The 26,531-nt window shown below is 35.7% G+C and carries 11 protein-coding genes; all 11 read left to right on the top strand.

Features of this window, described 5'->3' with window-relative positions; translation table 11 throughout:
* Positions 1 to 28: 28 nt before the first annotated feature.
* The 11 genes from OD917_RS06065 to OD917_RS06015 all read left to right on the top strand — a co-directional run bounded on the left by OD917_RS06065 (position 29) and on the right by OD917_RS06015 (position 26,528).
* The gene (locus tag OD917_RS06065; RefSeq protein WP_263522657.1) at positions 29 to 2,215 is read left to right on the top strand and encodes an alpha-L-rhamnosidase C-terminal domain-containing protein; all 2,187 of its coding nucleotides are present in this window, start codon (positions 29 to 31) and stop codon (positions 2,213 to 2,215) included.
* Between the two features lie 155 nt (positions 2,216 to 2,370).
* Positions 2,371 to 4,047 carry a hypothetical protein gene (locus OD917_RS06060; protein ID WP_263522656.1) on the top strand — a complete coding sequence of 559 codons (1,677 nt, stop codon included), beginning with the start codon at positions 2,371 to 2,373 and terminating at the stop codon, positions 4,045 to 4,047.
* Between the two features lie 170 nt (positions 4,048 to 4,217).
* Positions 4,218 to 5,345: a glycosylase gene (locus tag OD917_RS06055; RefSeq protein ID WP_263522655.1), complete on the top strand. Its 1,128-nt coding sequence runs from the start codon at positions 4,218 to 4,220 to the stop codon at positions 5,343 to 5,345.
* Positions 5,346 to 5,496: 151 nt separating this feature from the next.
* Positions 5,497 to 8,823: a glycoside hydrolase family 2 TIM barrel-domain containing protein gene (locus OD917_RS06050; RefSeq protein ID WP_263522654.1), complete on the top strand. Its 3,327-nt coding sequence runs from the start codon at positions 5,497 to 5,499 to the stop codon at positions 8,821 to 8,823.
* A 250-nt stretch (positions 8,824 to 9,073) separates the two neighbouring features.
* A complete protein-coding gene (locus tag OD917_RS06045) occupies positions 9,074 to 12,514 on the top strand; it encodes a glycosyl hydrolase (RefSeq protein WP_263522653.1) in 3,441 nt (1,146 codons plus the stop codon).
* A gap of 203 nt (positions 12,515 to 12,717) precedes the next feature.
* The gene (locus tag OD917_RS06040) at positions 12,718 to 14,142 is read left to right on the top strand and encodes a sialate O-acetylesterase (protein ID WP_263522652.1); all 1,425 of its coding nucleotides are present in this window, start codon (positions 12,718 to 12,720) and stop codon (positions 14,140 to 14,142) included.
* Between the two features lie 178 nt (positions 14,143 to 14,320).
* Positions 14,321 to 16,648: a DUF5703 domain-containing protein gene (locus tag OD917_RS06035; RefSeq protein ID WP_263522651.1), complete on the top strand. Its 2,328-nt coding sequence runs from the start codon at positions 14,321 to 14,323 to the stop codon at positions 16,646 to 16,648.
* 15 nt (positions 16,649 to 16,663) lie between these two features.
* Positions 16,664 to 19,123 carry a polysaccharide lyase family 1 protein gene (locus OD917_RS06030; RefSeq protein WP_263522650.1) on the top strand — a complete coding sequence of 820 codons (2,460 nt, stop codon included), beginning with the start codon at positions 16,664 to 16,666 and terminating at the stop codon, positions 19,121 to 19,123.
* Positions 19,124 to 19,239: 116 nt separating this feature from the next.
* On the top strand, positions 19,240 to 21,258 hold the full coding sequence (locus OD917_RS06025; protein WP_263522649.1) for a glycoside hydrolase family 127 protein: 2,019 nt from the start codon (positions 19,240 to 19,242) through the stop codon (positions 21,256 to 21,258).
* Positions 21,259 to 21,469: 211 nt separating this feature from the next.
* On the top strand, positions 21,470 to 22,456 hold the full coding sequence (locus tag OD917_RS06020; protein WP_263522648.1) for a pectinesterase family protein: 987 nt from the start codon (positions 21,470 to 21,472) through the stop codon (positions 22,454 to 22,456).
* 688 nt (positions 22,457 to 23,144) lie between these two features.
* Positions 23,145 to 26,528: a SusC/RagA family TonB-linked outer membrane protein gene (locus tag OD917_RS06015; protein ID WP_263522647.1), complete on the top strand. Its 3,384-nt coding sequence runs from the start codon at positions 23,145 to 23,147 to the stop codon at positions 26,526 to 26,528.
* Positions 26,529 to 26,531 lie beyond the last annotated feature (3 nt).

Here is a 26,531-nt window from a genome sequence, read left to right as displayed (position 1 = left end):
TTAACTTTAGTCCCAAAATACACTGACTATGCTAAACCGCTTTTCCATTTTTAAGATTTTCGTTTTTTTTATTGCTTTTTTTTGCTATTCGCTATCATTAGCACAAGAAAACCCAAAAGAAGCGACATGGATCTGGTATCCAGGAGATTTCGAAGTTTGGTTAAGCAATAAAATGCAGGTAAGACGTACAGAACGCGAAGCTGTATTTCCTCCGCTTTGGCAGTATTACAGTCCGTATGCTTTGGTTACTTTTCAAACAGAAGTAGATATTCCACAGCCAGACGAAGTGAAAATTTATTCAGAAGGACCTTTTCAATTGCTTTTAGACGGCGTTCAGATTTACGGACAGCCAAAATCTATTGCAATTCCTGCGGGAAAACATAAAATTTCCTTTAAAGTTTACAATCAGGAAGTATTGCCAGCAATTTATATTAATGGAAAATACGTTAAATCTGATGCTTCATGGAAAGTAACCAACGAAGATAAACTTTGGATCGATGAAACCGGAAAAGCACAACAATCGGGTACGCCGTGGGTTCCAGTTGGTTCTTGGAATTTTAATTCGCCAGAAAGTAAACCTTCAGAGTTTAAATTAACAACCAGACCTTTGAGTGCTAAGAAAACTGAAAAAATAGGAAATGGTCAATTAGTAGATTTTGGTAAAGAAACTTTTGGTTATATTAAAATTCATGGTTTAAAAGGAAAAGGGAAACTAGCACTTTATTATGGAGAATCTCGTGAAGAAGCTTTGGATTCTGCCAAATGCGAAACTTTAGACCATTTATCTTTTGACGGAAAACAATCTGAAACTTATACGCATGACGGTTCAAAAGCTTTCCGTTATGTTCAGGTACAAGCAGATGCAGGGGTAAAATACGATTCGATTTCGATGCTTTATGAATATCTGCCACTGGACTATCGTGGTGCATTCAAATCCTCAGACGAACAATTGAATAAAATTTGGGATGTATCGGCTTATACGATGCATTTAACTTCTCGTGAATTTTTCATAGACGGAATTAAACGCGACCGTTGGGTTTGGTCTGGTGATGCTTATCAAAGTTATTTAATGAATTATTATTTATTCTTTGATTCGGCTTCTGTAGAAAGAACGCTATTGGCACTTCGCGGAAAAGATCCTGTAACAGCTCACGTAAACATTATTATGGATTATTCGCTGTATTGGTTTGTTGGAGTTTATGATTATTACTTGCATACAGGGGACACAAAATTCATTAAAACTTTTTATCCAAGAATGAAATCGCTCATGGATTTCTGTTTAGAAAGAAGAAACAAAAACGGATTCCTCGAACCATTAGAAGGCGACTGGGTTTTTATTGACTGGGCTGACGGATTGCCAAAAACAGGCGAGGTGAGTTTTGAGCAAATGCTTTTAGCAAGAAGTCTTGAGGCGATGGCCGTAAGTGCTGAAATTGCTGGCAAAACTGAAGATCAAAAACAATATCAAAAATTAGGAACTGATTTAAAAACCAAATTATTTGATGTCTTTTGGGATAAAAAAGAAAACGTGATGAAACACCAGCGTATCGATGGCAAAATGCAAAACATCGTAACCAGATATGCAAATATGTTCGGTATTTTCTTTAATTATTTTAATGAAGAACAAAAACAAAGTGTAAAAAATAAAGTGTTGCTCAATAAAGATGTTCTTCAAATCACAACACCATATATGCGTTTTTATGAGTTAGAAGCTTTATGCGCGATGGGCGAGCAGAATTATGTTTTAAAAGAAATGAAAGATTATTGGGGCGGAATGCTGAATGAAGGCGCAACCTCTTTCTGGGAAGAATACAATCCGAACAAAAAAGGAACAGAACACTTAACGATGTACGGTCGTCCTTACGGGAAAAGCCTTTGCCACGCTTGGGGTGCAAGTCCGATTTATTTACTAGGAAAATATTATTTAGGTGTAAAACCAACTGCTCCAGGTTATTCAGAATATGAAATTAAACCAAATCTTGGAGGTTTAAAATGGATGGAAGGAAAAGTTCCAACACCAAACGGAGAAGTTAAAGTGTATTGCAGTACCAAAGAAATCAAAGTAAAAGCAGGCGACGGTGAAGGAAAATTGATTTTTGAAAGTGCCAGTAAGCCGAAAACAAACTCTGGAACAATTACAGAATTAGCTAAAAATAAATATCAATTGATTGTAAAACCTAATGTGGAGTATAAAGTGAGTTATAAGGCTTTGTGAGTTATGGGTTATGAGTTATGAGTACAGTTTGTCATTCCGACTGAAAGGAGGAATCACACTAGTAACCACAAAGATTGTCGACTACTGTTGAGGAATTCCCAGTGTGATTTCTCCCTTCGGTCGAAATGACAAAAAAAGCAAAAAATAAAAAAACAATGTTTTCAAAAAATAAAAAGTACAACATCAAATTAAAAACTGCTTTCCTAATGTTATTGACTGTCTGCATCCAAGCTACAGCACAAACAACAGCATGGAAACCAGCCTCATTTGAAATTGTAAAATCAAAATACAAAACGTTCAAAACAACACAATATGCTCATGTATTTTCGGGAAGCAAACACAATATAGTTCGTTTAGCTCCGGAATTAGAAGGCTTGACAGGAATTGAACTTCCTTTAGATAAATATAAAAACGGAACTAATGCATCTTTACAATTGAAATTTAAAGAACCTGTAACTATTTTGGTTGGTATTTTTCAGGAAAATAATTCAGAATATCTTCAAGCTGATAAACTTCAAAATGCAAAATTAGTTTTAGAAAACGGAGGTACAATTACAGGTTTGCCTTCTATAAATATTTATGCAGTTTCATTTCCAAAAGGAACACAAACTATAAATTTTGGAAAAGGATTATTTGCCTTTTTAGGAGTTGTAAAAGCTTCTGAAAAATTAGAATCAAGAAATGCAGCATTTCCAGACGGAAAACTTTGGAATCCAACCTTTATTGTCGAAGGATTCTCAGATGAAAAACCACTTTTCGAAATTATCGGCGGAGAAAACAAACCCGTTATTGATGAAGGAATGTCTGGAACAGAAGGAATTCAGGGAGGTTTTGAAGGTGGACGTGTGGTAAAAGTCGGCGATACTTATCATATGTTTCCAACGGAAAGAGCAGGAGAAAAAGGAGTTGACTACTATTATGATCGTGTAAAAACGAAAATCGGACATTGGACAAGTAAAGATGCCATTCATTGGAAAAGAGAATCTACAATCTACCAAGCGAGTGGTGTTTATGCCGTTACAGAAGATGATAACCCAATGAATGATCGTCGTGCTGCAATTTGGTCGTATATGCCTGTTTTTAATGAAAAAGCTAATAAATGGTACGGCTATTATTTGGCGTATACTGTTAGCAAAGAAATAGAACCAAATCATTCCTTTGGAAGAATTTGGCGTTGTGAATCGACGGTTGATGGAATCAATGGAATCGGTGGGCCTTATAAAGATATGGGAATCATTATGGAACCTGGGCTAGATTCTCAGCCATGGGAAGGTCGTCAAGGGGTTGCTTCATTTTTTCCTTATCAAGTAGGAGATAAATATTTTGGATTTTACAGCGGTGCGTATCCATTTAATTCATGGGCACATTATCCTAAGAAATCAGGAAAAGGCTGGTTTGTGGCTTTAGCAGAATCTAAAAGTTTAGAAGGGCCTTGGTTGAGAATGAATAAAGGTTTGGAGCCCATTAAAACAATGCATCCACTTTTTGTTGAAAATCCAATCGTAAGTCAGTTACCAAACGGAATGTACATTGCAATTTTCGACGGCGGTCCAGACGGCTGGGGTCATCATTTACCAAATATGATTGCGTATTCGTTATCTGCAGATGGCATTAATTGGGGAGAAGCACATTATTTACCAATAGAAACTAAAGTCGATAAATGGTGGGATATTATGAGAACTCCGCTTTGTCTAATACCAGAAGGAAATGATGTTTATACAATAGTATACAATGCAATTGATCTAAAGAGAAGATTTCATCCAACAGGAATGGTAAAAGTAAAACTGAACAGAGATGTGATGGAGTCTCGTCTAAAAGAATTGAGAAAATAGAACGCAGATTAAACGGATTTACTTCGTAAAAACGCTGATTTACACAGATTTTCAATTTGAAAATTAGAATCAGTTTTGAAGTGAATTAAAAGAAAAAAAAATCCGTAACAATCCGTGTCTTTACGAAGTAAATCCGCGTCATCCGCGTACCAAAACATATACAAAGTAAAATGAAAATTAAATACCTAATCCTAACCATTTCAGCACTTGCAATAACCAGCTGTGCAACCAAATACAAGAAAAGAGAAATTACCGACAGCGTAATGCAGGAGATTTATGAAGAAATCAAAACGCCTTATAAATACGGTTTGGTGATGGTTCCAACAGACAACTCATACAAAATGGATTGTCCGAGTGTGTTTAGAAAAGACGGAAAATGGTATATGACCTATTTAATTTATGACGGAAGAGGTTACGAAACTTGGTTAGCAGAAAGCGATAATCTTCTAGACTGGAAATATTTGGGAAAAGTAATGTCTTTCTCAGAAAATGAAAAACATTGGGATGTCAATCAAAAAGCAGGATATATTTCGTTGCAAGATCTGACTTGGGGCGGAAGCTACGAATGGGAAAAATACGATGACAAATACTGGATGAGTTATTTTGGCGGAGACAGCAAAGGTTACGAAGCAGGTGTTTTATCAATCGGAATGGCGTATACCAAAGAAGCTCCCACAAAACCGCATGAATTTCAAAGATTAGAGAACCCGGTTTTAACGCCAAAAGATAAAGACGCCAAATGGTGGGATAATAGTACGATGTACAAAAATAGTGTGATTCGCGATAAAGATAAATTGACCGGACACAATTTTATCATGTATTACAATGCCCGTGGCGATAGTTTAAATCCTGCAAAAGGCGCAGAACGTATCGCAATGGCAGTTTCAAACGACATGAAAACCTGGAAGCGTTATGGCGATAAACCATTAATCAACCATCATAAAGGAATTTCTGGAGATGCTTATATTCAGCGTATTAATGACACTTGGGTGATGTTTTATTTCGGAGCTTTTTGGACGGGTTGGAATCAAGGTGCATTTAACCGTTTTGCCGTTTCAAATGATTTAGTAAACTGGACCGACTGGAAAGGTGATGATTTAGTTAAATCTTCTGAACCTTACGATGATTTGTTTGCCCATAAATCATTTGTGGTAAAACATGATGGCGTTGTGTATCATTTTTACTGCGCGGTTAACAAAGCTGAACAAAGAGGAATTGCAATTGCAACTTCGAAAGATTTAGGAAAAAGCAAATTGAATTTTGTGGCTCCGCCAGAGAAGAAGGCAAAGAAGAATTAAGTATAGAGAATTAAGTATTAAGACCTAGTTTGTCATTTCGACTGAAAGGAGAAATCACACTCGTAACCATAAAGATTGTCGATTATAATTGTGGAATTTCTAGTGCGATTTCTCGTTCCTCGAAATGACAAAAAATACTAAAAATAAAAGAATGTTTCAACCAATTCAAAATAATAACTTTTCAAGGTTTCGAATTTCGATACCAAAATTAGTATTCACATTTTACATTTTACTATTCACAACTTACACGCAGGCACAATCCGTAACAGGAGAACCAGCGGGAGTTCCAGAGTTGCACAAAAAGTACGAATTTGCTCCGTGGGAAGATCCAACAATCACGAGCATCAACAGACAGCCATCAAGAGCGACTGTATATTCATACACAAGTGTTGAAGACGCATTAAAAGGCGACAGAACCAAAAGCCGAATGCAAATGCTTACGGGCGATTGGGATTTCAAATATGCGGTAAACTTAAAAGAAGCCTCAAAAGATTTTTACCAAAACAAAGTTTCAGGCTGGGATAAAATTGAAGTGCCTTCTAATTGGGAAATGAAAGGATATGACAATCCAATTTACAAAAGTGCTGTATATCCTTTTCGACCGATAAATCCGCCTTATATTCCTAAAGATTACAATGGTGTTGGTTCTTATCAAAGGAGCTTTACTGTTCCAGAAAACTGGAAAGATATGACCGTGACTTTACATTTTGGAGCAGTAAGTTCAGGTTTTGAAGTTTGGTTAAACGGAGAATTTTTAGGCTATGGCGAAGACAGTTTTCTACCATCTGAATTTGATATTACGCCTTATTTAAAAGCGGGAGAAAATGTAGTTTCAGTTCGTGTAATTCGTTGGACAGATGGTTCTTATTTAGAAGATCAGGATCACTGGCGCATGAGCGGAATCCAGCGTGAAGTTTTCATTATGGCAGAGCCAAAATTACGTATTCAGGATTTCTTTGTTCAAACCAAATTAGACAAACAATATACAGACGCTATTTTTAAACTTCGTCCGAAAGTGGAGAATCTGACTGGAGCAAAAATCAAAGATTTCACAATGAATGTTCAGTTGTACGATGCAAACAATACGGCCATGTTCAAAGAACCGCTTCAACGACCTGTGATTGATTTGATTAATGAAAGTTATCCTCGTCTGGACAATGTTCGCTTCGGATTCTTTCAGGAAACCATTAAAAATCCAAAAAAATGGAGTTCAGAAGAACCGAATTTATACACGATGGTCATTTCGATAAAAGATAAAAATGGCAATGTTACCGAAGCCAAAAGTTGTAAAGTAGGTTTCCGTTCGATTGAATTTTCTAAAGAGAATGGTAAAATGCTCATCAACGGAAAAGAAACCTATGTGTATGGCGTAAACCGTCACGATCATCATCCGACAAGAGGAAAAGCCGTTACGAGAGAAGATATCAAACAAGATATTACGACGATTAAAAAGTTCAATTTCAACTTTATACGTACAAGCCATTATCCAAACGATCCTTATTTCTACGAATTATGCGATCAATATGGCATCATGGTTATGGACGAAGCCAATCAGGAAACTCACGGAATTGGAGGGAAATTAAGCAATGATCCACTTTGGACAAATGCTTATATGGAAAGAATGATCCGAATGGTTGAAAGAGATAAAAATCATCCATCTGTCGTAATGTGGAGTTTAGGAAACGAAGGAGGAAAAGGCCCAAATCATGCAGCAATGTCGGGTTGGGTTCACGATTTCGATATTACACGTCCCGTACATTACGAACCAGCGCAGGGAAATGCAAAGTTAGATGGATATATTGATCCGCTTGATCCAGGATATCCAAAAACAATCGATCACGCTTATCGATTCGAAAATCCGCAGGATGATTCGTATGTTGATATGGTCAGTCGTTTTTATCCGGGCGTTTTCACACCGAAATTTTTAGTCGATCAAAAGAAAGATACTCGTCCGATTATTTTCGTTGAATATTCTCATGCAATGGGGAATTCAGTTGGAAATTTAAAAGAATTGTGGGATGAATTCCGTTCGCTTCCAAGAGTGATTGGAGGCTGTATTTGGGAATTTAAAGATCAAGGAATTGTGAAATATGATTCAAGATCAGGGCAGAATTATTTTGCTCACGGAGGAGATTTTGGAGAGAAATATCATGACGGAAATTTCAATACAAAGGGAATTGTAGATTCTAACGGAAAACCAAAAGGTTCCATTTTTGAGAATAAATGGGTTTATCAGCCAGCGATTTCAACTTTAAACGGAAATCAGTTAGAAATCAAAAATCGTCAGGCCGTTAAATCATTAGAAGGTTATATTCCAGTTTTAAAAGTTTTAGAAAATGGAAATGTGATTAAAACTCAAATTTTAAAACCATTCAAGGTAGAAGCAGGAAAATCCACAACTTTAGATATCAGTTCATATCTGCCAAAAATGAAAGCCGATGCCGAATATATTTTAAATATAGAATTTCAGCTTTCAAAAGAGGAACTTTGGGCAGCAAAAGGTTATGCTGTCGCGGAAGATCAGTTTGTGTTGAAAAAGATAGAAGCTGTTTCACTTGATTCGACAAAAGAGAATATTAACGTTTCTGAATCAGATTCTGATTTCAAAATCAAAGGAAAGACTTTTGATATTACAATTGGAAGAACAAACGGAGCTTTGAGTTCGTATATTTTTAACGGAGAAGAACAAGTTTTTGCACCGCTATTACCGAACTTCGTAAGACCACTTACAGACAACGATAAACGAGGATGGAAATCGCAAAAGTTGTTGAAACAATGGTACAAAGCAAAACCAAAATTGATTAATGTTTCAATTGACAAATCAGCTTCGGAAATCAAAATTACAAGCGACTACGAAGTCATAAAAGACAGCGCAAGTGTAAAAGTAATCTACAACATTTTACCAAACGGATTGATAAAAGTAGATTACAGCTTAAAAGCATCAGACAAACTGCCAAACATTCCAAAAATCGGAATGCAGATGGGAGTTCAAAGAAAATTCGACCAAATTTCATGGTATGGTAAAGGAGAATTAGAAAATTACAGCGATAGAAGTTTCGGTTCGTTTGTTGGGAAATATTCACTTCCAATAAACGATTTCATTGAACATTATCCAAAACCACAAGAAAACGGAAACCGATGTGATATAAGATGGATGGCATTAAGCACTCCACAAAAAAGCAGCGGATTTTTAGTAGTTAACGATAATAAACTTTTAAGCATGAGCGCATGGCCATACACACAAGAAAATTTAAGCGCATCTGGACATACGTATGATTTGAAAGATCCAGGATTTTTGACTGTAAACATCGATTTAATCCAAATGGGAGTGGGAGGAAACGACAGCTGGACGATTGTAGCGCAGCCATTAGAACAGTATCAGATTAAATCTGGAAATTATGAGTACAGTTTTTATTTGACGCCTTTCAGCGGATCAAAGAATGAATTGGAAAATAGTTTGAAGAAGTTTAAATATTAGATTACGATTTATCCTAACAGGTTTCCAAAACCTGTTAGGTATTTTGTATTTATAGATAAAGTATATTTTAAGTACAGTTTGTCATTCCGACGAAGGAGGAATACCCACGAGTAACTCCGCAAAGAAAAGCCAATCTTTATAGAGCATCTTACGAAGATTCCTCCTTCGTCGGAATGACAAAAAAAACGACAATACAAACCCGACAGGTTTTGAAACCTGTCGGGTTTACGAACAGAAAACAATAACAATAATGTCTAACCGTAACCACATTTTTCTTTTCAAAAAAGACTTTCGACTTTGGACTTTCCAACTTTCGACTATTATCTTTTTTCTTCTCTCAGCAAGCATCGTCTCTGCACAAGAAGTCCATAAAAAAGAAATTACTTTTCAGCCAACATTAGAATCCTCAAGACCTTGGGTGTATTGGTATTGGATGAAATCGGCGTATTCTAAAGTCGGAATTACAGCCGATTTAGAAGCAATGAAACAAGCAGGAATTGCGGGCGCTTATTTAATGACGATTAAAGGCCCAGCCAATCCGCCATTGATTGATCCGCCGGTTTTACAGTTGAGTTCAGAGTTTTGGGATATGATTCATTGGGCTTTTAAAGAAGCGGATCGTTTAGGATTAAAACTGGCTTTTCATGGAGCAGACGGATTTGCAGTTGCAGGCGGGCCGTGGATTACGCCAGAAATGTCAATGCAGAAAGTAGTTTGGTCAACGACTGAAATTTTAGGCGGAAAAAAAGTTACTTCAAAACTGCCAGTTCCAGCACATTACAAAGACTATTATAAAGATATTGCCACTTTTGCGATTCCGATAAAAGAATATCAAATCACTTCGCAAATGCAATTGCCAAAAGTAACGACATCCAACAACACCGATGCCTCGTTTTTGGCAGATCCTAAAAAGGACGAAAACTTCAAGTTTGCCGATTCAGGATGGATTCAATACGAATTTGCACAGCCTTTTACCTGCAAATCAATTGTAATTGAAACCAAAGGAAGAGATTTTCAGGCACAACGTCTTATTGTTCTAGTGAGTGATGATGGAATCAATTTTAGATTTCACGAAAGAATGATTGCACCACGTCACGGCTGGCAGGATATGGATTTCCCAAACACACATACGATTACGCCTGTATCAGCAAAATATTTCCGATTTGTTTATGATCCAAAAGGAACAGAACCTGGAGCAGAAGATTTAGATTTTGCGAAGTGGAAACAGAATTTAAAAGTGAGTAAAATTACGCTTTCAAACCAATCTCTGATTAATAATTACGAAGGAAAATCGGGAGCAATCTGGCGTTTGACTGCGCAGACTACAGACAAAGAAATTCCAAATTCTGATGCATTCAAAAAAACTGAAATTATCAATATTTCCAATTTTGTTGATGCCGATGGAAACTTAAATTGGAAAGCCCCAAAAGGGAAATGGAAAATTATCCGAATGGGACATACTTCTACAGGACATGAAAATGCGACTGGTGGAGCAGGAAAAGGACTGGAAGTTGATAAATTTAACCCAGAATTAATTCGTTTTCAGTTGGATCATTGGTTTGGAGAAGCCGTTCGTTCTGCTGGGCCAGAATTAGCTTCAAAAGTTTTAGAAATTCTTCATTTTGACAGTTGGGAATGCGGAAGCCAAAACTGGTCTTCGGTTTTTCAAGCTGAATTTAAAAAGAGACGTGGCTACGATCTTGTAGAATATCTTCCAGTTATGGCAGGAATTCCGATAGAAAATGCCGATTTTTCTGAGAGAGTTTTATATGATGTTAGAAAAACAATTGCCGATTTAGTTGCGGATAATTTCTATGGAACTGTAGCGCAAATCGCCAAGGAAAACAACATAAAATTAAGTGCCGAAAATGTAGCACCAGTTGTTACAAGTGACGCATTACTTCATTATAAATATGTCGACTATCCTAGTGGTGAATTTTGGCTGAAAAGTCCAACGCATGATAAACCTTTTGATATGGTCGATGCCATTTCGGGCGGACATATTTATGGAAAAGATATTATTCAGGCAGAATCTTTTACCGCTCTGCGAATGGATTGGGATGAACATCCCGGAAATCTAAAAACTACAGCAGACCGTAATTATGCTTTAGGAATCAACCGTTTATTTTATCACGTTTTTGTCCACAATCCTTGGACGGATAGAAAACCGGGAATGACTTTAGACGATATCGGAACTTTTTTCCAAAGAGACCAAACTTGGTGGAAACCTGGGCAAGCATGGTTTGATTATTGTCAAAGAGTACAGTTTCAATTGCAAAAGGGAAAACCTGTAATTGATTTGGCGGTTTTTATTGGAGAAGATTTTCCTTCACGTTCTTTTGTGCCTGATCGTTTGGTACCTTTTATTCCGAATGTATTTGGAAAAGAAAGACTCGAAAGTGAAAAAATCCGTTTAGAAAATGAAGGTCAGCCAACGGCAAAAATGCCAAAAGAAGTGACCTATTCGAAAAACATCACCGATTTATCACAATGGATTAATCCGCTAAATGGTTATCAATACGATTCTTTTAATGCTGATGTTTTAATTAATAGAGCGAAAGTAGTAAACGGAAAAATCTCATTTGAAGGTGGAATTGAATATGGCGCTTTATTCTTTCCAGGAAGTCATAAAATGGCACCGAATAAGATGCTTTCTTTGGCTTCTGCCGAAAAAATATTGCAGTTGGTAAAAGATGGTGGAACTATTTTTGTAGATGAAAAACCAAATCTTCAACCGGGAATTCATTCAGAAAACGATCAAAAGAAATGGCAGAATATAATTGATGAAATTTGGAATAATGCCAATTCATCAACATGGAAAATAGGAAAAGGAACAGTTGTTAAATTGCCATATTTAGGAAATGATTTTGCTTCAATCGGAATTACTCAGGATATTTATTTTCCAAATTTAAACCGTGCTGAAGCTGAAACATTGGCTTGGACACATCGAAAATCAGATACGGAAGATATTTATTTTATTTCCAATCAAAAAGCGGAGAAACGTTCTTTTGAGGCGTCTTTCAGAATTTTAGGAAAAGTTCCGCAATGGTACAATCCTGTAACAGATCAGACTTCGGCTTTAGCCAATTGGAAAATAGAAAACGGAAGAACAATTGTTTCTTTAATTTTAGAGGCCAACGAATCTGGATTTGTAATTTTTAAAGAAGATACAAAAGAAGTTGTAGTAAAAGGAAAATCATCTGAATTTGAGAAAGTCCAAACTTTAGATGAAAATTGGGAATTGCAGTTTGATTCGGCTTTTAAAGGCCCGAAAGAAATTTTTAAAACAAAGAAACTTTTTGATTGGAGTATTTCTGAAATTGATCAAATTAAATATTATTCAGGAACTGTGATCTACAGAAAAGATTTTGTCTGGAAAGGAAAAAACACAGATAAAATCTGGTTGGATTTGGGTGAAATTTCCAATATTGGAGAAGTGATTATTAATGATATTCACTGCGGAACACTCTGGACATTTCCTTATAAAGCCGATATTTCGAAAGTGCTCAAAAGAGGTAAAAATGAAATTGTAATTAAAATCACAAATACCTGGAGAAACAGATTAATTGGCGATCAAAAATTACCAAAAGAAGAAAGATTAACATGGACAACTGCGCCGTTTCGTTTAGAAGGAGAACCGTTGTTGAAAGCAGGATTGCTAGGTCCGGTAACTATTTTAAAAGAAAAATAGATACATGTACCGAGCCTGCGGCTTTTTTTTATTGTTTTTACCATTTTAAACTGGACTAAAGTCCAGCCCTACAATATGTTTCGAGCCGTTGGCTCTTACAGGGTAGTTGAAAGTTCTGGAGGAACGATTCATATTGTAGCGTCGGGTTTTAACCCGATGGATGTTACAAGCGATTCATAAGAAAGAAAAAAATATAATATAATATGAAAAAATCAATTATTGCATTATTAACGATTTTGGCAAGCTTTCAAATCAATGCCAAAATCAAATTGCCAGCATTGTTTACTGATAACATGATGTTGCAGCAAAAATCAAATGCACCAATTTGGGGCTGGTCAGAAAAGAACGCTAACATTGTAATCAAAACGTCATGGGATTCTAAAATCTACAAAGCTAAAGCAGACTCTTCTGGAAAATGGAAAACAGAATTACAAACTTCTGCTTTTGGCGGACCATACACGATTGAAGTATCGGAAGGAAATGAAAAGGTAATAGTCAAAAATGTTTTGTTAGGAGAAGTTTGGCTTTGTTCAGGACAATCCAATATGGAAATGCCTTTAAAAGGTTTTCAAGGACAGCCAGTTAAAAATGGAAACGAAATTATTGTAAGATCAACCAATAAAAACATTCGTCTAATCACAATTCCGAGAGCAACGGTTTTAGAACCTTTACAAGATTTCGAAGGAAAATGGGAAGAAGCTTCTCCAAAATCAACATCTAATTTTAGTGCAACGGCTTGGTATTTTGGATCGCTTTTACAGGAAGTTTTAAATGTTCCAGTTGGCTTAATTCACGTTTCGTATGGAGGTTCGAGCATGGAAGCTTGGATGAATAAAGAAATGTTGAAAGATTTTACCAGCGCTAAAATTCCGACTACAAAAGAAGAATTAGCAAAAGACCCAAATCGTGTTCCGACGACTTTGTTTAACGGAATGCTTTCGCCTGTAATTGGTTACGGAATCAAAGGTTGTATTTGGTATCAGGGAGAATCGAATTATGAAAGAGCAAATGAATATACGGCTTTAATGAAAAAAATGGTAAGCAGTTGGAGAACGTTGTGGAATCAGGGAGATTTTCCTTTTTATTTCGCTCAGATTGCGCCGTTTAATTACGCTTCATTTCATCCAAAAGATTATCAGGAAAAATACAATTCAGCTTATTTGAGAGAAGCGCAGTTTAAGGCTTCTAAGGAAATCCCGAATTCGGCAATGGCGGTTTTGATGGATGTTGGAGAAGAAAACAATATTCATCCAATGGATAAAGAAAAAGGTGGAAATCGTTTAGCTTTTCAGGCTTTGGCAAGAACTTACGGAATCGAAGGTTTTGAATTTGAAAGTCCGAAATATAAATCGATGGAAATAAAAGATGGCGCTGTAACCGTTTCTTTTGATGATGTTGCGAACGGAATTACATCTTATGAAAAAGAAGTGACTGGTTTTGAAATCGCAGGAGAAGACAAAGTTTTCTATCCGGCTAAAACGGTGGTAAGAAGAAAATCAGTGGTTCTGACTTCTGATAAAGTGAAAAATCCTGTTGCAATACGCTATTTATGGAAAGATTTCGCAAAAGCGGAATTGTTTAGTGCAGGAGGTTTGCCAGTTTCTTCTTTTAGAACCGATGAGTGGTGATTTATAATGGTTAATTGTTAATTGTTAATTGTTAATTGTGAATTGTGAATTGACACACAGTTTGTCATTTCGACGAAGGAGAAATCACACTAGAAATTCCACAATAATAATCGACAATCTTTGTGGTTACGGGTGAGATTCCTCGTTCCTCGGAATGACAAAAGAGCAAAAAATATATATGAAATACATAAAATACATCCTTCTTTTCACAACGCTTTGCCTCAAAGCGCAAATTCCTACGTTTGATCATTACAATCAGGTTTGGACAACGCAGAGTCAGAATTCATCAGAATCGATGCCTTTGGGAGGTGGAGATATTGGCATGAATGTCTGGGTTGAGAAAGGCGATTTGTATTTCTATTTTTCACGAAGTGGGACTTTCGACGAACATAATACTTTATTGAAATTAGGAAGAGTAAAAGTGACTTTAACGCCTAATCCGTTTGAAGGGAAAGATGGTTTTCGTCAGGAATTAAAACTGAAAGATGGATATGTTTTGGTTGGTCAGGATGATACTAAAATCAAACTTTGGGTAGATGTTTTTAAACCGATTATTCATGTCGATTTAGAAAGTAAAAATGCATTGCAAATGACGGCTTCGTACGAAAGCTGGCGTTATCATAACCGTTATCCGAAAGGAAAAGAAAATAATGCGAATTCTTATAAGTGGGCGCCTCAGGGAGAACTTATTATGTTTAAAGATTCTATTTCGTTTGAAAATAACGGAATCAAATTTTACCACAGAAACAGAGAAAATACGGTTTTTGACGTTGCGGTAAAACAGCAAAAAATGGAATCGGTAAAAGACCAAATGATAAACCCGATTGCGAATCTGACTTTTGGTGGATTTATGAAAGGCGATAACTTAAAACCAGACGGTACATATCTTGGAAAATATCAGTCAACAGATTTTAAAGGTTTTAATTTGTCAAGTATAAAACCTTCCAAAAAGCATTCGCTAGAAATATATTTAAATACGAATCAATCTGATTTTTCGACTTGGAATAATGGATTAAAAAGTTTGATTTCATCCAATAAAAATAATTCAAAACAAGCAGAAAAAAACACGATAAAATGGTGGAATGATTTCTGGAATCGCAGTTTTATTTTCACTCAAAAAAATCAATCGATTGAGAAAGATTCGGTTTATCAAATCGGACAGAATTATCAGTTGTTTCGATATATGTTGGGATGCAATGCGTACGGAAAATATCCAACAAAATTCAACGGCGGACTTTTTACAGTTGATCCAGTTTATACCAATAAAGATTTAGATTTTACACCCGATTTTAGAAATTGGGGTGGCGGAACCATGACAGCTCAAAATCAGCGATTGGTTTATTTTCCGATGGTAAAAAGCGGTGATTTTGATATGATGAAATCGCAACTAGATTATTATTTGGACATTCAAAAAAATGCTGAATTAAGAAGCAAAGTTTACTGGAATCACAATGGCGCATCATTCACAGAACAATTAGAAAATTTCGGACTTCCAAATCCAGCAGAATACGAATGGAAACGTCCTGCAGATTATGATCCGGGAATGGAATATAATGCGTGGTTAGAATATGAGTGGGATACGGTTTTAGAATTCTGCCAAATGATGTTGCAGCAAAAGGAATATGCTGGAGAAGATATTCAGAAATACAATCAATTCATCATTAGTTGTCTTCGTTTTTTTGATGAGCATTATCAATATTTAGCCAAACAAAGAGGCAGAAAAGCGTTGGACGGAAACGGTAAATTGGTTTTATATCCTGGTTCTGGAGCGGAAACTTATAAAATGGCGAATAATTCCAATAGTACGATTTCGGCTTTGCAAGTTATCACAACTCAGCTTTTAAACCTTTCTTCAGAAAAATTATCTAAAGAAGATCTGGAATATGTAAAAGGATTTCAAAACCGAATTCCGCCTTTAAATTTTGGACAAATTGAAAACCACAAAGTTTTGGTTCCTGCAAAATCATGGGAAAGAGTTAATAATTCTGAAGTTCCGCAATTATATCCTGTTTATCCGTGGGGAATTTACGGAATTGGAAAACCAGATTTAGATACGGCCTTAAATACATGGAAATATGATTCGGATGCATTAAAATTCAGAAGCCATATAGGTTGGAAACAAGACAATATTTTCTCAGCTCGTTTGGGATTAACAGATCAAGCGGCAAAATATAATACTATGAAAATGGCGAATTCAGAAAGACGTTTTCCTGCTTTCTGGGGGCCAGGATTTGATTGGGTTCCCGATCATAACTGGGGCGGATCCGGAATGATTGGCATGCAGGAAATGCTTTTACAGGAAACAGACGGTAAAATCTATCTTTTTTCGGCTTGGCCAAAAGACTGGAACGTTCATTTTAAATTACATGCCAAACAAAACACTACGATTGAAGCCGAACTCTTAAATGGAGAATTAAAGGTTTTAAAAGTAATTCCTGAAGAAAGAAAAAAAGACATTATAAATCTGCTAGGAAAATCTGAAGCAGAGAAAACGAAATTAAACTAACTATTACTAACAAAAATGATTAAGAAATTAATAAGCGGTGCTGTCTTGTCCCTATTTTTGACCACAAACGGACAAGCACAATCAGTTCAAAATACTGATAAACAAATTGTAAAAGTCGACTTTGATTTTTTTCAAAGGAGACTAGAAGAAGTTCACGATCCGAGTTATGAAGCTTGGGTTATCAATGAAAACAAAGAAGACCAGAAAACTTTTAACGGAGTGAGTTTTAAACTAAAAGGAAACTTCACTTCAAAATGGTATAAAGTCGGAATGAACGCTCCATTTTACAATAAACTAGGAAGCGACGGATTAATAACAGCTGAAAATTTAGAATTAAAAATCAGCGGTTTAAAAGAAGGAAAACATACATTGTTGACATTTCATAATGCTTTTGATGTAATTACAGGAAAGACTTTTTCTCCAATAAAAATTTATGTTGATGGAAAACTTCAGGAAACTATAAATGCAAGTCAGAGAGCCAATGCCAAGATTGATGCTTCGATGGCATATATTACTTTTAATGCTTCAAAAGGAAAAGATGTGGTTGTTCGTTTTGAAATCGATCCAACTTCAAATCCTGATATTGTAAAACAGATTGTAATTAATGGTTTTGAATTGGATACGCCAAATTTAATGAATCAGGCGCGCACTCCGGAACCAAAAAATAGAGACGAACACGTTGAAGTGGGTAAAACTTTAATTCTAAAATGGGATGCTCCAAAAAATGTAGTGGCTCATAAAGTTTATTTTGGAACCGATAAAAATGCGGTAGAAATGGCAACGGAATCTTCAAAAGAATTTAAAGGAAAACAAACGGATAAAAGTTTTACTGTTTCTGACTTATACAGCGGTTCAACGTATTATTGGAGAGTAGACGAAATAGATAATAACGGCGCAGTAACTTTAGGAAATCTATGGTCGTTTAAACCTGCGCAATTGGCTTTTCCGGGAGCTGAAGGTTATGGACGCTATGCAGTGGGAGGACGTGGCGGAAAAGTAATTGAAGTAACCAATTTAAATGACGACGGCCCAGGAAGTTTACGTGATGCCGTGAATCAGGAAATTGGTCCAAGAACTATTGTTTTTAATGTTTCTGGAAATATAAAACTGGCTTCGAGATTGGTTGCAAATCAGCCTTATATTACTATTGCAGGACAAACGGCTCCAGGTGAAGGAATCACGATCAGCAGAGCACCGATTGGGTTAACTGGAAATGACGGAGTAATTCGTTTTCTAACAGTTCGCATTGGCGGAGGAACTACGTTTGACGGAATGGGATTAACAGGGGCCGATTACAGTATTATTGATCACTGTTCAATAAGCTGGACAATTGATGAATCGTTTAGTTCACGCGGTGCGCATCATATTACGTTACAGCGAACTTTAATTTCAGAGGCTTTAAACGTTGCGGGACACGATAAATATCCTGCTGGAAAAATGCACGGTTTCGCCGCGACTATTTGCGGAGATATCGGAAGTTTCCACCATAATTTATTGGCGCATAATCAAGGTCGTAACTGGAGTATTGGCGGAGGTTTAAATGGCGACGGATATTATACAGGAAGATTGGATATTACAAATAACGTGGTCTATAACTGGGGTGGAAGAACTACTGACGGTGGTGCGAACGAAGTAAATTTTGTAAATAACTATTATAAACCGGGTGCTTCAACAAAAATATTTGTGGCTTTAAATGCACAGCACGAAGGCGTTGGAAAAGGAATGCAGCGTTATTATTTTAACGGAAATATTATGCCGGGTTACTTTGATGAAAAATCTCAGGATAAAGGAAGAAAATCTACTGTAAGCAACAATGAGAAAGTAGAATATGAAACTTTCGTTGATAAACCATTTTTTCCTTCATATGTAGAAACGCAATCAGCGAAAGCAGCTTATAAAAATGTACTTTCGGATGTTGGGGCGAATCAGCCATTTTTTGACAAACACGATAATAGAATTATCGATGAAACTTTAAAAGGAACTTTCACTTACAAAGGAAGTAAAAGCGGTTTAGGCGGCATGATTGATAACGAGCAAGATGCAGGCGGATGGCCGAATTTTGTTTCAGAAACTCGTCCAGCAGATTGGGATACCGATCATGACGGTTTGCCAAATTGGTGGGAAAAAGCTTTTGGATTGAATGAAAACTCTCCTTCAGGAGATTTTTCAGATACTAATTCAGATACCGATAAAGACGGATTTACGCAGTTGGATAATTATTTAGACTGGCTGGCGCAGCCTCATTATTTTATCAATTTAAATGATAAAAAAGTTTTAAACGTTGCAGATTATTTCAAAGGTTTCGAAAATAAACCTGTTTACACTTTCTCTGAAGTAAAAAATGGAAAAGCGAGTTTAAAAGGAAAAGAAATTCAGTTCACTGCTGAAAATAAAGGTTTTGCATCATTCGTAATCATGGTAAAAGATGCTGAAGGAGATTCAATGAGTAGAACTATCAATTTCTTCGTAAAGTAAAAAAAATACGTTGCAGATAGATAATAAAAAATAAAATCAGCACAATCTGCTAAATCTGCGGGAAAAATTAATCTCTCGCAGATTTGGCAGATCTAGCAGATAAAATTAATATCAAAATGAAAAAGAATATCATCCTCTCAAGTTTATTTCTTTCAACCGTAATCTTTGCGCAAAATAAAGGTTTGGTAGCGAATTCAGAAAGCCCGTATTCCAAATTACAAAGTGTAGGTTTACAAGATGTAAAATGGACAAACGGATTTTGGAAAGAACAATTTGATGTAGAAACCAAAAATACCTTGCCGTATATGTGGGATTTGTATCATAACGATGAGATCTCACATGCTTACAAAAACTTCGAAATCGCGGCAGGTTTAAGCAAAGGAACTTTCAAAGGACCTTCGTTTCATGATGGTGATTTCTACAAGATTTTTGAAGGAATGGCTGCAACTTATGCCGTTACAAAAGATAAAAAACTCGATGCAGAAATGGATAAAGCTATTGCGCTTTTCGCGAAAGTACAGCGCAAAGACGGTTATATTCACACACCAGTTTTAATCGATGAACGCTGGGGAACTTTAGGACCAGAAGAAGTTAAGAAACAATTGGGTTTTGAAAAATATAATATGGGGCATTTAATGACTGCGGCATGTATTCATTATCGTGCGACAGGAAAAACAAACTTCCTGAATATTGCTAAAGGAGTTGCTGATTTCTTGTATGATTTCTACAAAAAAGCTTCGCCAGAATTGGCTAGAAATGCGATTTGTCCTTCACATTATATGGGAATTGTTGAAATGTACAGAACCGTAAAAGATCCAAAATATCTGGAATTAGCCAATAATCTAATTGATATTCGCGGAACTACAAATGACGGAACTGATGACAATCAGGATAGAATTCCGTTTAGACAACAAACAACCGCAATGGGACATGCTGTAAGAGCGAATTATCTATATGCAGGAATTGCCGATTTATATGCTGAAACTGGGGAGAAAAAATTACTAGATAATTTAGAATCAATTTGGGATGATGTAACGTATCGCAAAATGTACATTACGGGAGGTTGTGGTTCTTTGTATGATGGGGTTTCTCCAGACGGAACTTCTTATGATCCGACTGTGGTTCAGAAAATTCATCAGGCGTATGGAAGACCTTTCCAATTGCCAAATGCAACAGCTCATACCGAAACTTGCGCCAATATTGGAAATGTTTTGTGGAATTGGAGAATGCTTCAAATTACAGGAGATGCCAAATATGCTGATATTGTAGAGTTAGCACTTTACAATAGCGTACTTTCGGGAATGGATTTAGAAGGAGAAAAATTCCTTTATAATAATCCGCTGAATGTTTCAAACGATTTGCCTTTTCACCAAAGATGGGGCAATGAGCGTGAAGGTTATATTGCCTTATCAAACTGCTGTGCACCAAACGTAACCAGAACAATTGCCGAAGTTGGAAATTATGCTTATAGCCTTTCAAAAGAAGGTTTGTTTGTGAATTTATACGGAAGTAATTCTTTGAATACCAAAACAATTAACGGAGAAGCATTAGAAATTGAACAGCAAACCAATTATCCTTGGGATGGAAAAATAACGTTGAAAATTGTAAAAGCTCCAAAAGATTTGCAGAATTTCTTTTTAAGAATTCCCGGTTGGAGCCAAAATACTGAAGTTTCGGTAAATAATTCAAAAATTACAGATAAAATTGTTTCAGGAACTTATTTGCAATTGAATCAAAAATGGAAAAAAGGAGATGTAATTGAATTGAATCTTCCGATGCCAGTTGAGTTGATGGAAGCGAATCCTTTAGTGGAAGAAGTTAAAAATCAGGTTGCTGTAAAAAGAGGACCTTTGGTGTATTGTTTAGAATCGGATCAATTGCCTGCTAAAATTAGTGTGAATGATGTGGCTTTAAAGTTGAATTCGAAATTTAAAACGAACAACTTTATATTAAACAATAGAAATTTAGTGAGCATTGATGCGGAAGCTGTGATAAATTCTAATCATACGTGGGATAAAACGTTGTACAAACCTCTTTCTGCTAAAAATGAAAATACTGTACAAGTAAAACTGATTCCGTATTTTGCATGGGGAAATAAAGGAAAAGGAGAAATGACGGTTTGGATGTCGCATTAAATTTTGGACACGGATGAAACGGATTTACTTCGTAAAGGTGTGGATTGAAAACGGATTTTTAAATTTTGTAATAGAAATATATTCGTACAGTTTGTCATTTCGACCGAAGGGAGAAATCACACACAGCGCTCGACAAAGATTGGCGATTTAGATTGCGGAGTTTCTAGTGAGATTTCTCCCTTCGGTCGAAATGACAAAAAAACAAAAAAACATGAAATACATTGTAACACTATTTTTTCTAATAACACTTTCACTATCAGCCCAAACGCTCGATAATAAACTCGCATTAACCGTTGCTCAAGACGGTTCAGGAGATTTTAAAACCATTCGGGAAGCGGTGAATAATGTGAAAGACAATTCAGAGAAACGAGTTGTAATTACTATAAAGCCAGGGAAGTACGTTGAGAAATTGGAAATCCCTTCTTCAAAATCTTTCATTACTTTAAAAGGAACAGATCGAAATAAAACGATTATTTCATTTGATGATTATTCTGGAAAACCGCTTCGTGAACCAGATCCGTCAGGGAAAAAAGAATTTGGAACTTCAACATCTTATTCTTTTTTAATTAAAGGTAATGACTGTACATTAGAAAATCTTACAATTGAAAATACAGCGGGAAGAGTAGGACAGGCGGTAGCTCTTCATATAAAAAGCGATCGGGTTATTGTGAAGAACTGTAATCTTTTAGGAAATCAGGACACGCTTTATTTATCAGAAGGAAATACTCGTACGTATTTTGAAAACTGTTTTATCAACGGTACAACCGATTTTATTTTTGGAGCTGCAACAGCTTATTTTTATAAATGCACTATCGAAAGTTTAGTGAATTCGTACATCACAGCCGCTTCAACTCCGCAAGGACAAGCTTATGGTTTTGTTTTTGTTGATTGTAAACTTACTGCGAAAGACAAATCGGTTGATAAAGTTTTTTTAGGAAGACCTTGGAGACCTTATGCACAAACCGTTTTCATCAATACAGATTTAGGTTCGCACATTATTTCCGAAGGTTGGAATGCTTGGATTGATACAAGATTTCCAGATAAAGATAAAACAGCTTATTACGCAGAATATGGAAGTAAAGGTTTGAGCGCAAAAAATATTTCCCAGCGAGTATCATGGTCGCATCAATTAAAGAGAGAAGATATTAAAAAATATGATAGAGGTTTAGTTTTAAATTGGTGGAATCCGAAATCATAGTTTAAGTAAGTTCAACAGAATAAAATAATTTTAACAAATGCCCGCTGATACTGATGTTAGCGGGTTTTTTATTAGGTTTTCTTAAGTAAAAAAAACATCGAAAAAAAGCATTTACATTTTGTTGGTCAGAAATTACTTTTAAAAAATATTTTTTTTATTAAAAATTATTTAATGTTTTTTTAAAGCTATCCTGTATATATCATGCATATATTTTTACAGGTTTTTTATTACGAAATGGACTTGTTTAAGTTAATTATCTCTATCGTTTTCGTAAAAAATAGCTTTTTATAAGCGCTTAGATATCAGTAGGGATAGTAATAAGTTTTGCAGAATAAATAACAGATGTTTATTTTTGATGTAAATCTTATCGTTTTTTAGTGAAAATGGGTTTGTAAATTTTGTTTTAAGCAAACATTTATCTTAAATATTTTGTTTCGTTTATTTTTTCCTTTTGTTTTTTATTAATATTGTTTTTTTTGAGTCTTTTTTTTCCAAATTATACGATTAAAACAGGATAGAGCAGGACGGTTCTAATATATCATCGTTATATTTTTGGAATACTAAAATAAATGTGTTTTGAACATTTAAAGAAAATGTTTTAAGATTCCTTTAAGGAAAATTATGTTACCATTAAGACACGTTTAAACATGACTAACTAACATTAATAACCTAACCAAAAAAAACATTTATGAAACAAGCACTTATAAAAAGATGTAGTTTTCTTTTGTTTGCACTGATGAGTGTACTGAGTTATGCTCAAAATCAAGTTACAGTAACGGGAACTGTTACAGACAATTTAGGAGGACTGTTGCCTGGCGTTAACGTAACTGAAAAATCTACCAAAAATTCAGTGACGACAGATTACAATGGAAAGTATCAAATCAAAGTTAAAAGTGGAGGTACTTTGGTTTTTTCTTTCATCGGAATGAAAAAAATAGAAATTCCTCTTAATAATCGTTCGATCGTTAATGCACAGATGCAAGACGATTTTAATCAATTAGAAAATATTGTTGTAGTTGGTTACGGAACTCAAAAGAAAAAAGAGCTTACTGGAGCAATCGCAACGGTAAAACCAGATGATTTAATGGATTTGCCAGTGACCAATTTATCCGACGCTCTAAAAGGTTTAGTTCCAGGTCTTGCTGTTACAAGTGGATCAGGACGTCCTGGAGATGCTGGAAGTATTCAAATTCGTCAATCATTTGGTTTTTCTAAAGATGGAAACTCAACTATACCTTTAGTAATTATTGATGATATGATTCAGGTAGATCCAACTAATGGTAAACCTACATTGGAACAATTCAATAGATTAGATCCGTCTGAGATTGAAAGTATTACGGTTTTAAAGGATGCTTCTGCAGCAATTTACGGTTCTCGTGCTTCGCAAGGTGCAATCGTAGTAAAGACAAAACGTGGTAAATCGGGTAAAGCAAAATTTACTTATAATAGCCAGTTTGCTGTAAACGATGCTATTAGCCACAGTAAGACCTTAAATGCTTATGAATTTGGAGTTTTCAGCAATAGATTTTTAACTTCTCAAACTCCGAATATAGATCCAGTTAAATTGTATTCTGCTTCTGAATTAGAAGAGATGAAAAGTTTAAATTATAACTGGTTAGAAGAAGCTTGGAAACCGGCTATTCAGCAAAAACACTCTTTCAACGTAAGTGGAGGTAGCGAAGATATTACTTATTTTGCTGGAGCAACTTATCTTACTCAAGATGCTAATTTAGGATATCAAAAATATGATAAATGGAATTTCCGTACAGGAATTAATGCAAAAATTGCTAAGAATTTAGATTTCTCTGCTTCTGTTTCTGGTAATTCAGGAACAATTGATAAATCTTTCACAAAAGCTTCTGCAAATATTAGTGACGGAAGTTACGGTTCTGCAGCAGGTGGAGAGCAAGCAGATTACGGATTCTTGTTGCATATGCCTAAACATGTGCCGTGGGAAACTGTTGTAGATGGTAAAACGTATTATATGTCACCATTTCCTAATTCAAACAAAAATTTAGGAAGCGCAAATGCCAATACTACAATTGCTGGATGGAACTATTTTGCTAACTTAAACAATGGTTCTCACCAAATTACAGACGATTATTCATATAATGTGAATGCTTCGTTAAACTATAAATTAGCAGCTGTTAAGGGGTTATCTTTCAAAGGAACTTACTCAAGAACGCAAAGCTCTTCTTATACAGAACAAATTCAGTTGCCATACGATTTGGCAAGAATTAGAAATTACGAAACAGAAGGCAATCACCTTGCTAGTGCAGCTGACCCATCTGTTTACAACGCTACAACTAATCCAGGTGGTGATTATGTGATCGAAACTAACGTTAGAAATTCAAGAGTTTACTATAACAATAGTGATAGCAAAAGTACACAAGGAGATTTTTTCATTAACTATGATAGAACATTTGGAGATCACCAAATTGGAGCTATGGTAGGAGGAGAGGCTTCTGAAATTTACAATACATCTACTCGTTTAGCTTATGAGCAAACAGGTAAAGATTATTTAGGAGATTATCGTACAGCAGGGACATTAAGTGCTTCTAACAGTACTGCAACAAAAGTAGAAGGAGGTACACTTTCTTATTTTGGACGTTTAAATTATAACTACAAACAAAAATATTTGTTCCAATTCCTTTTCCGTAGTGATGCTTCTACAAAGTTTGCACCAGAAAATTATTGGGGATATTTCCCATCTGTTCAATTGGGTTGGGTTATGTCTAAAGAAGATTGGTTTGAAAAAGCTTTACCTTGGGTTGATTTCTTAAAACTTCGTTATTCTATTGGTAAAACTGGTAAAGATAATATTCAGCCTTGGAGATGGGTTCAGTATTATGATGTTATTGTGGATAAAGGTTTCCAATTTGGACCTGCAGGAACTAACTCAGGAGGAGGAAATAATGGAAATGGTGTGACACCAAGGGTAACTCCTAATAGAGATGTTACTTGGGATACTACAGTAAAAAACAACATTGGTATTGACTTAACTGTTTTGAAAAACAGATTAAATTTTACAGCTGATTTCTACTATGATAAAACTACTAATATGTTAACAGACATGAGTAGTGCAGTTGGTGTGCCAATTTCTGCTGGTGGAGCTTATGCAGAACAAAACTATGCCGCTATTGATGCGTGGGGATCTGAGTTTAGCCTTAACTGGAGTGATAAAATTAAAAGTAATGTAAGTTATGATATAGGTATTAACTTTAGTTATGCTAACAATGAAGTGAAAAAATACCCAGATCAAGGAAATGTTCTTCCATCTAACAACGCTACAAGAGAAGGACAGTCAGTAGGATTTAATCCAGTTTGGGGATTTGCAGTTTGGAAAGGAACATCTACAGGAGACGGTATTTTGCGTACAGACGAAGATATTGCTAACTACTGGGCTTACTTAAGCGAGCGTGCAACAGCTGTTGGAGGAACTCCAAAATACTTTGATATCACGACACCTTCTGGAATCAGAAAAGGATCTTTAGCTTATCAAGACGTTGCTGGGCAGCTTAATCCTGACGGAACTTTAGCTCCTGCTGATGGTCAAATCATGAAAGAAAATGATTATGTGAAATTAGCAAACAGCAGTAGAACTTATGGCTTCACTACTAACTTAGGATTCAAAGCTAACGGATTCTATTTTAGAACTCAAATTTCAACTTCATGGGGAGGTGCTACATTTGTTGATTTAGTTAGCCAAGGAACATCAAGTGCAAACAGTATGTGGTCTCGTGAAAGTTTCTGGAGAGATATGTATTCAGATGATAATCCAAACGGAAAATATCCTAACGTAGCACAATGGAGCTATATGTCAAGCCCGTCAGATTTCTGGCAATTGAATACTTTCCGTTGTTTTGTTAGAAACTTAAGTGTTGGATATGATATTCCTAAAAAAGTGTTTGCAGATACAAAAATATCTGGTATAACATTGGGTGTAACGGGTAATAACCTTTGGGATTTATATAATCCTTATCCAGATCATTACCGAAACATGTATGATAATTCCTCAGTAGGGTATCCTACGCTTAGAACTTGGACGCTTAATTTTACCGTATCATTCTAATCT

Origin of the sequence: Flavobacterium sp. SH_e (assembly GCF_025717045.1) — a bacterium.
Classification (GTDB): domain Bacteria; phylum Bacteroidota; class Bacteroidia; order Flavobacteriales; family Flavobacteriaceae; genus Flavobacterium.
The sequence above is the reverse complement of the archived record's forward strand: the minus strand, read 5'-3'. Positions and strand labels throughout refer to the sequence as shown.

What these genes read in the sequence shown, in the direction of transcription:
- OD917_RS06035 (WP_263522651.1), top strand. Translation starts at nt 14,321, where the DNA reads ATGAAATACATAAAATACATCCTTCTTTTCACAACGCTTTGCCTCAAA.
- OD917_RS06055 (WP_263522655.1), top strand. Translation starts at nt 4,218, where the DNA reads ATGAAAATTAAATACCTAATCCTAACCATTTCAGCACTTGCAATAACC.
- OD917_RS06050 (WP_263522654.1), top strand. Translation starts at nt 5,497, where the DNA reads ATGTTTCAACCAATTCAAAATAATAACTTTTCAAGGTTTCGAATTTCG.
- OD917_RS06025 (WP_263522649.1), top strand. Translation starts at nt 19,240, where the DNA reads ATGAAAAAGAATATCATCCTCTCAAGTTTATTTCTTTCAACCGTAATC.
- OD917_RS06045 (WP_263522653.1), top strand. Translation starts at nt 9,074, where the DNA reads ATGTCTAACCGTAACCACATTTTTCTTTTCAAAAAAGACTTTCGACTT.
- OD917_RS06040 (WP_263522652.1), top strand. Translation starts at nt 12,718, where the DNA reads ATGAAAAAATCAATTATTGCATTATTAACGATTTTGGCAAGCTTTCAA.
- OD917_RS06065 (WP_263522657.1), top strand. Translation starts at nt 29, where the DNA reads ATGCTAAACCGCTTTTCCATTTTTAAGATTTTCGTTTTTTTTATTGCT.
- OD917_RS06030 (WP_263522650.1), top strand. Translation starts at nt 16,664, where the DNA reads ATGATTAAGAAATTAATAAGCGGTGCTGTCTTGTCCCTATTTTTGACC.
- OD917_RS06015 (WP_263522647.1), top strand. Translation starts at nt 23,145, where the DNA reads ATGAAACAAGCACTTATAAAAAGATGTAGTTTTCTTTTGTTTGCACTG.
- OD917_RS06020 (WP_263522648.1), top strand. Translation starts at nt 21,470, where the DNA reads ATGAAATACATTGTAACACTATTTTTTCTAATAACACTTTCACTATCA.
- OD917_RS06060 (WP_263522656.1), top strand. Translation starts at nt 2,371, where the DNA reads ATGTTTTCAAAAAATAAAAAGTACAACATCAAATTAAAAACTGCTTTC.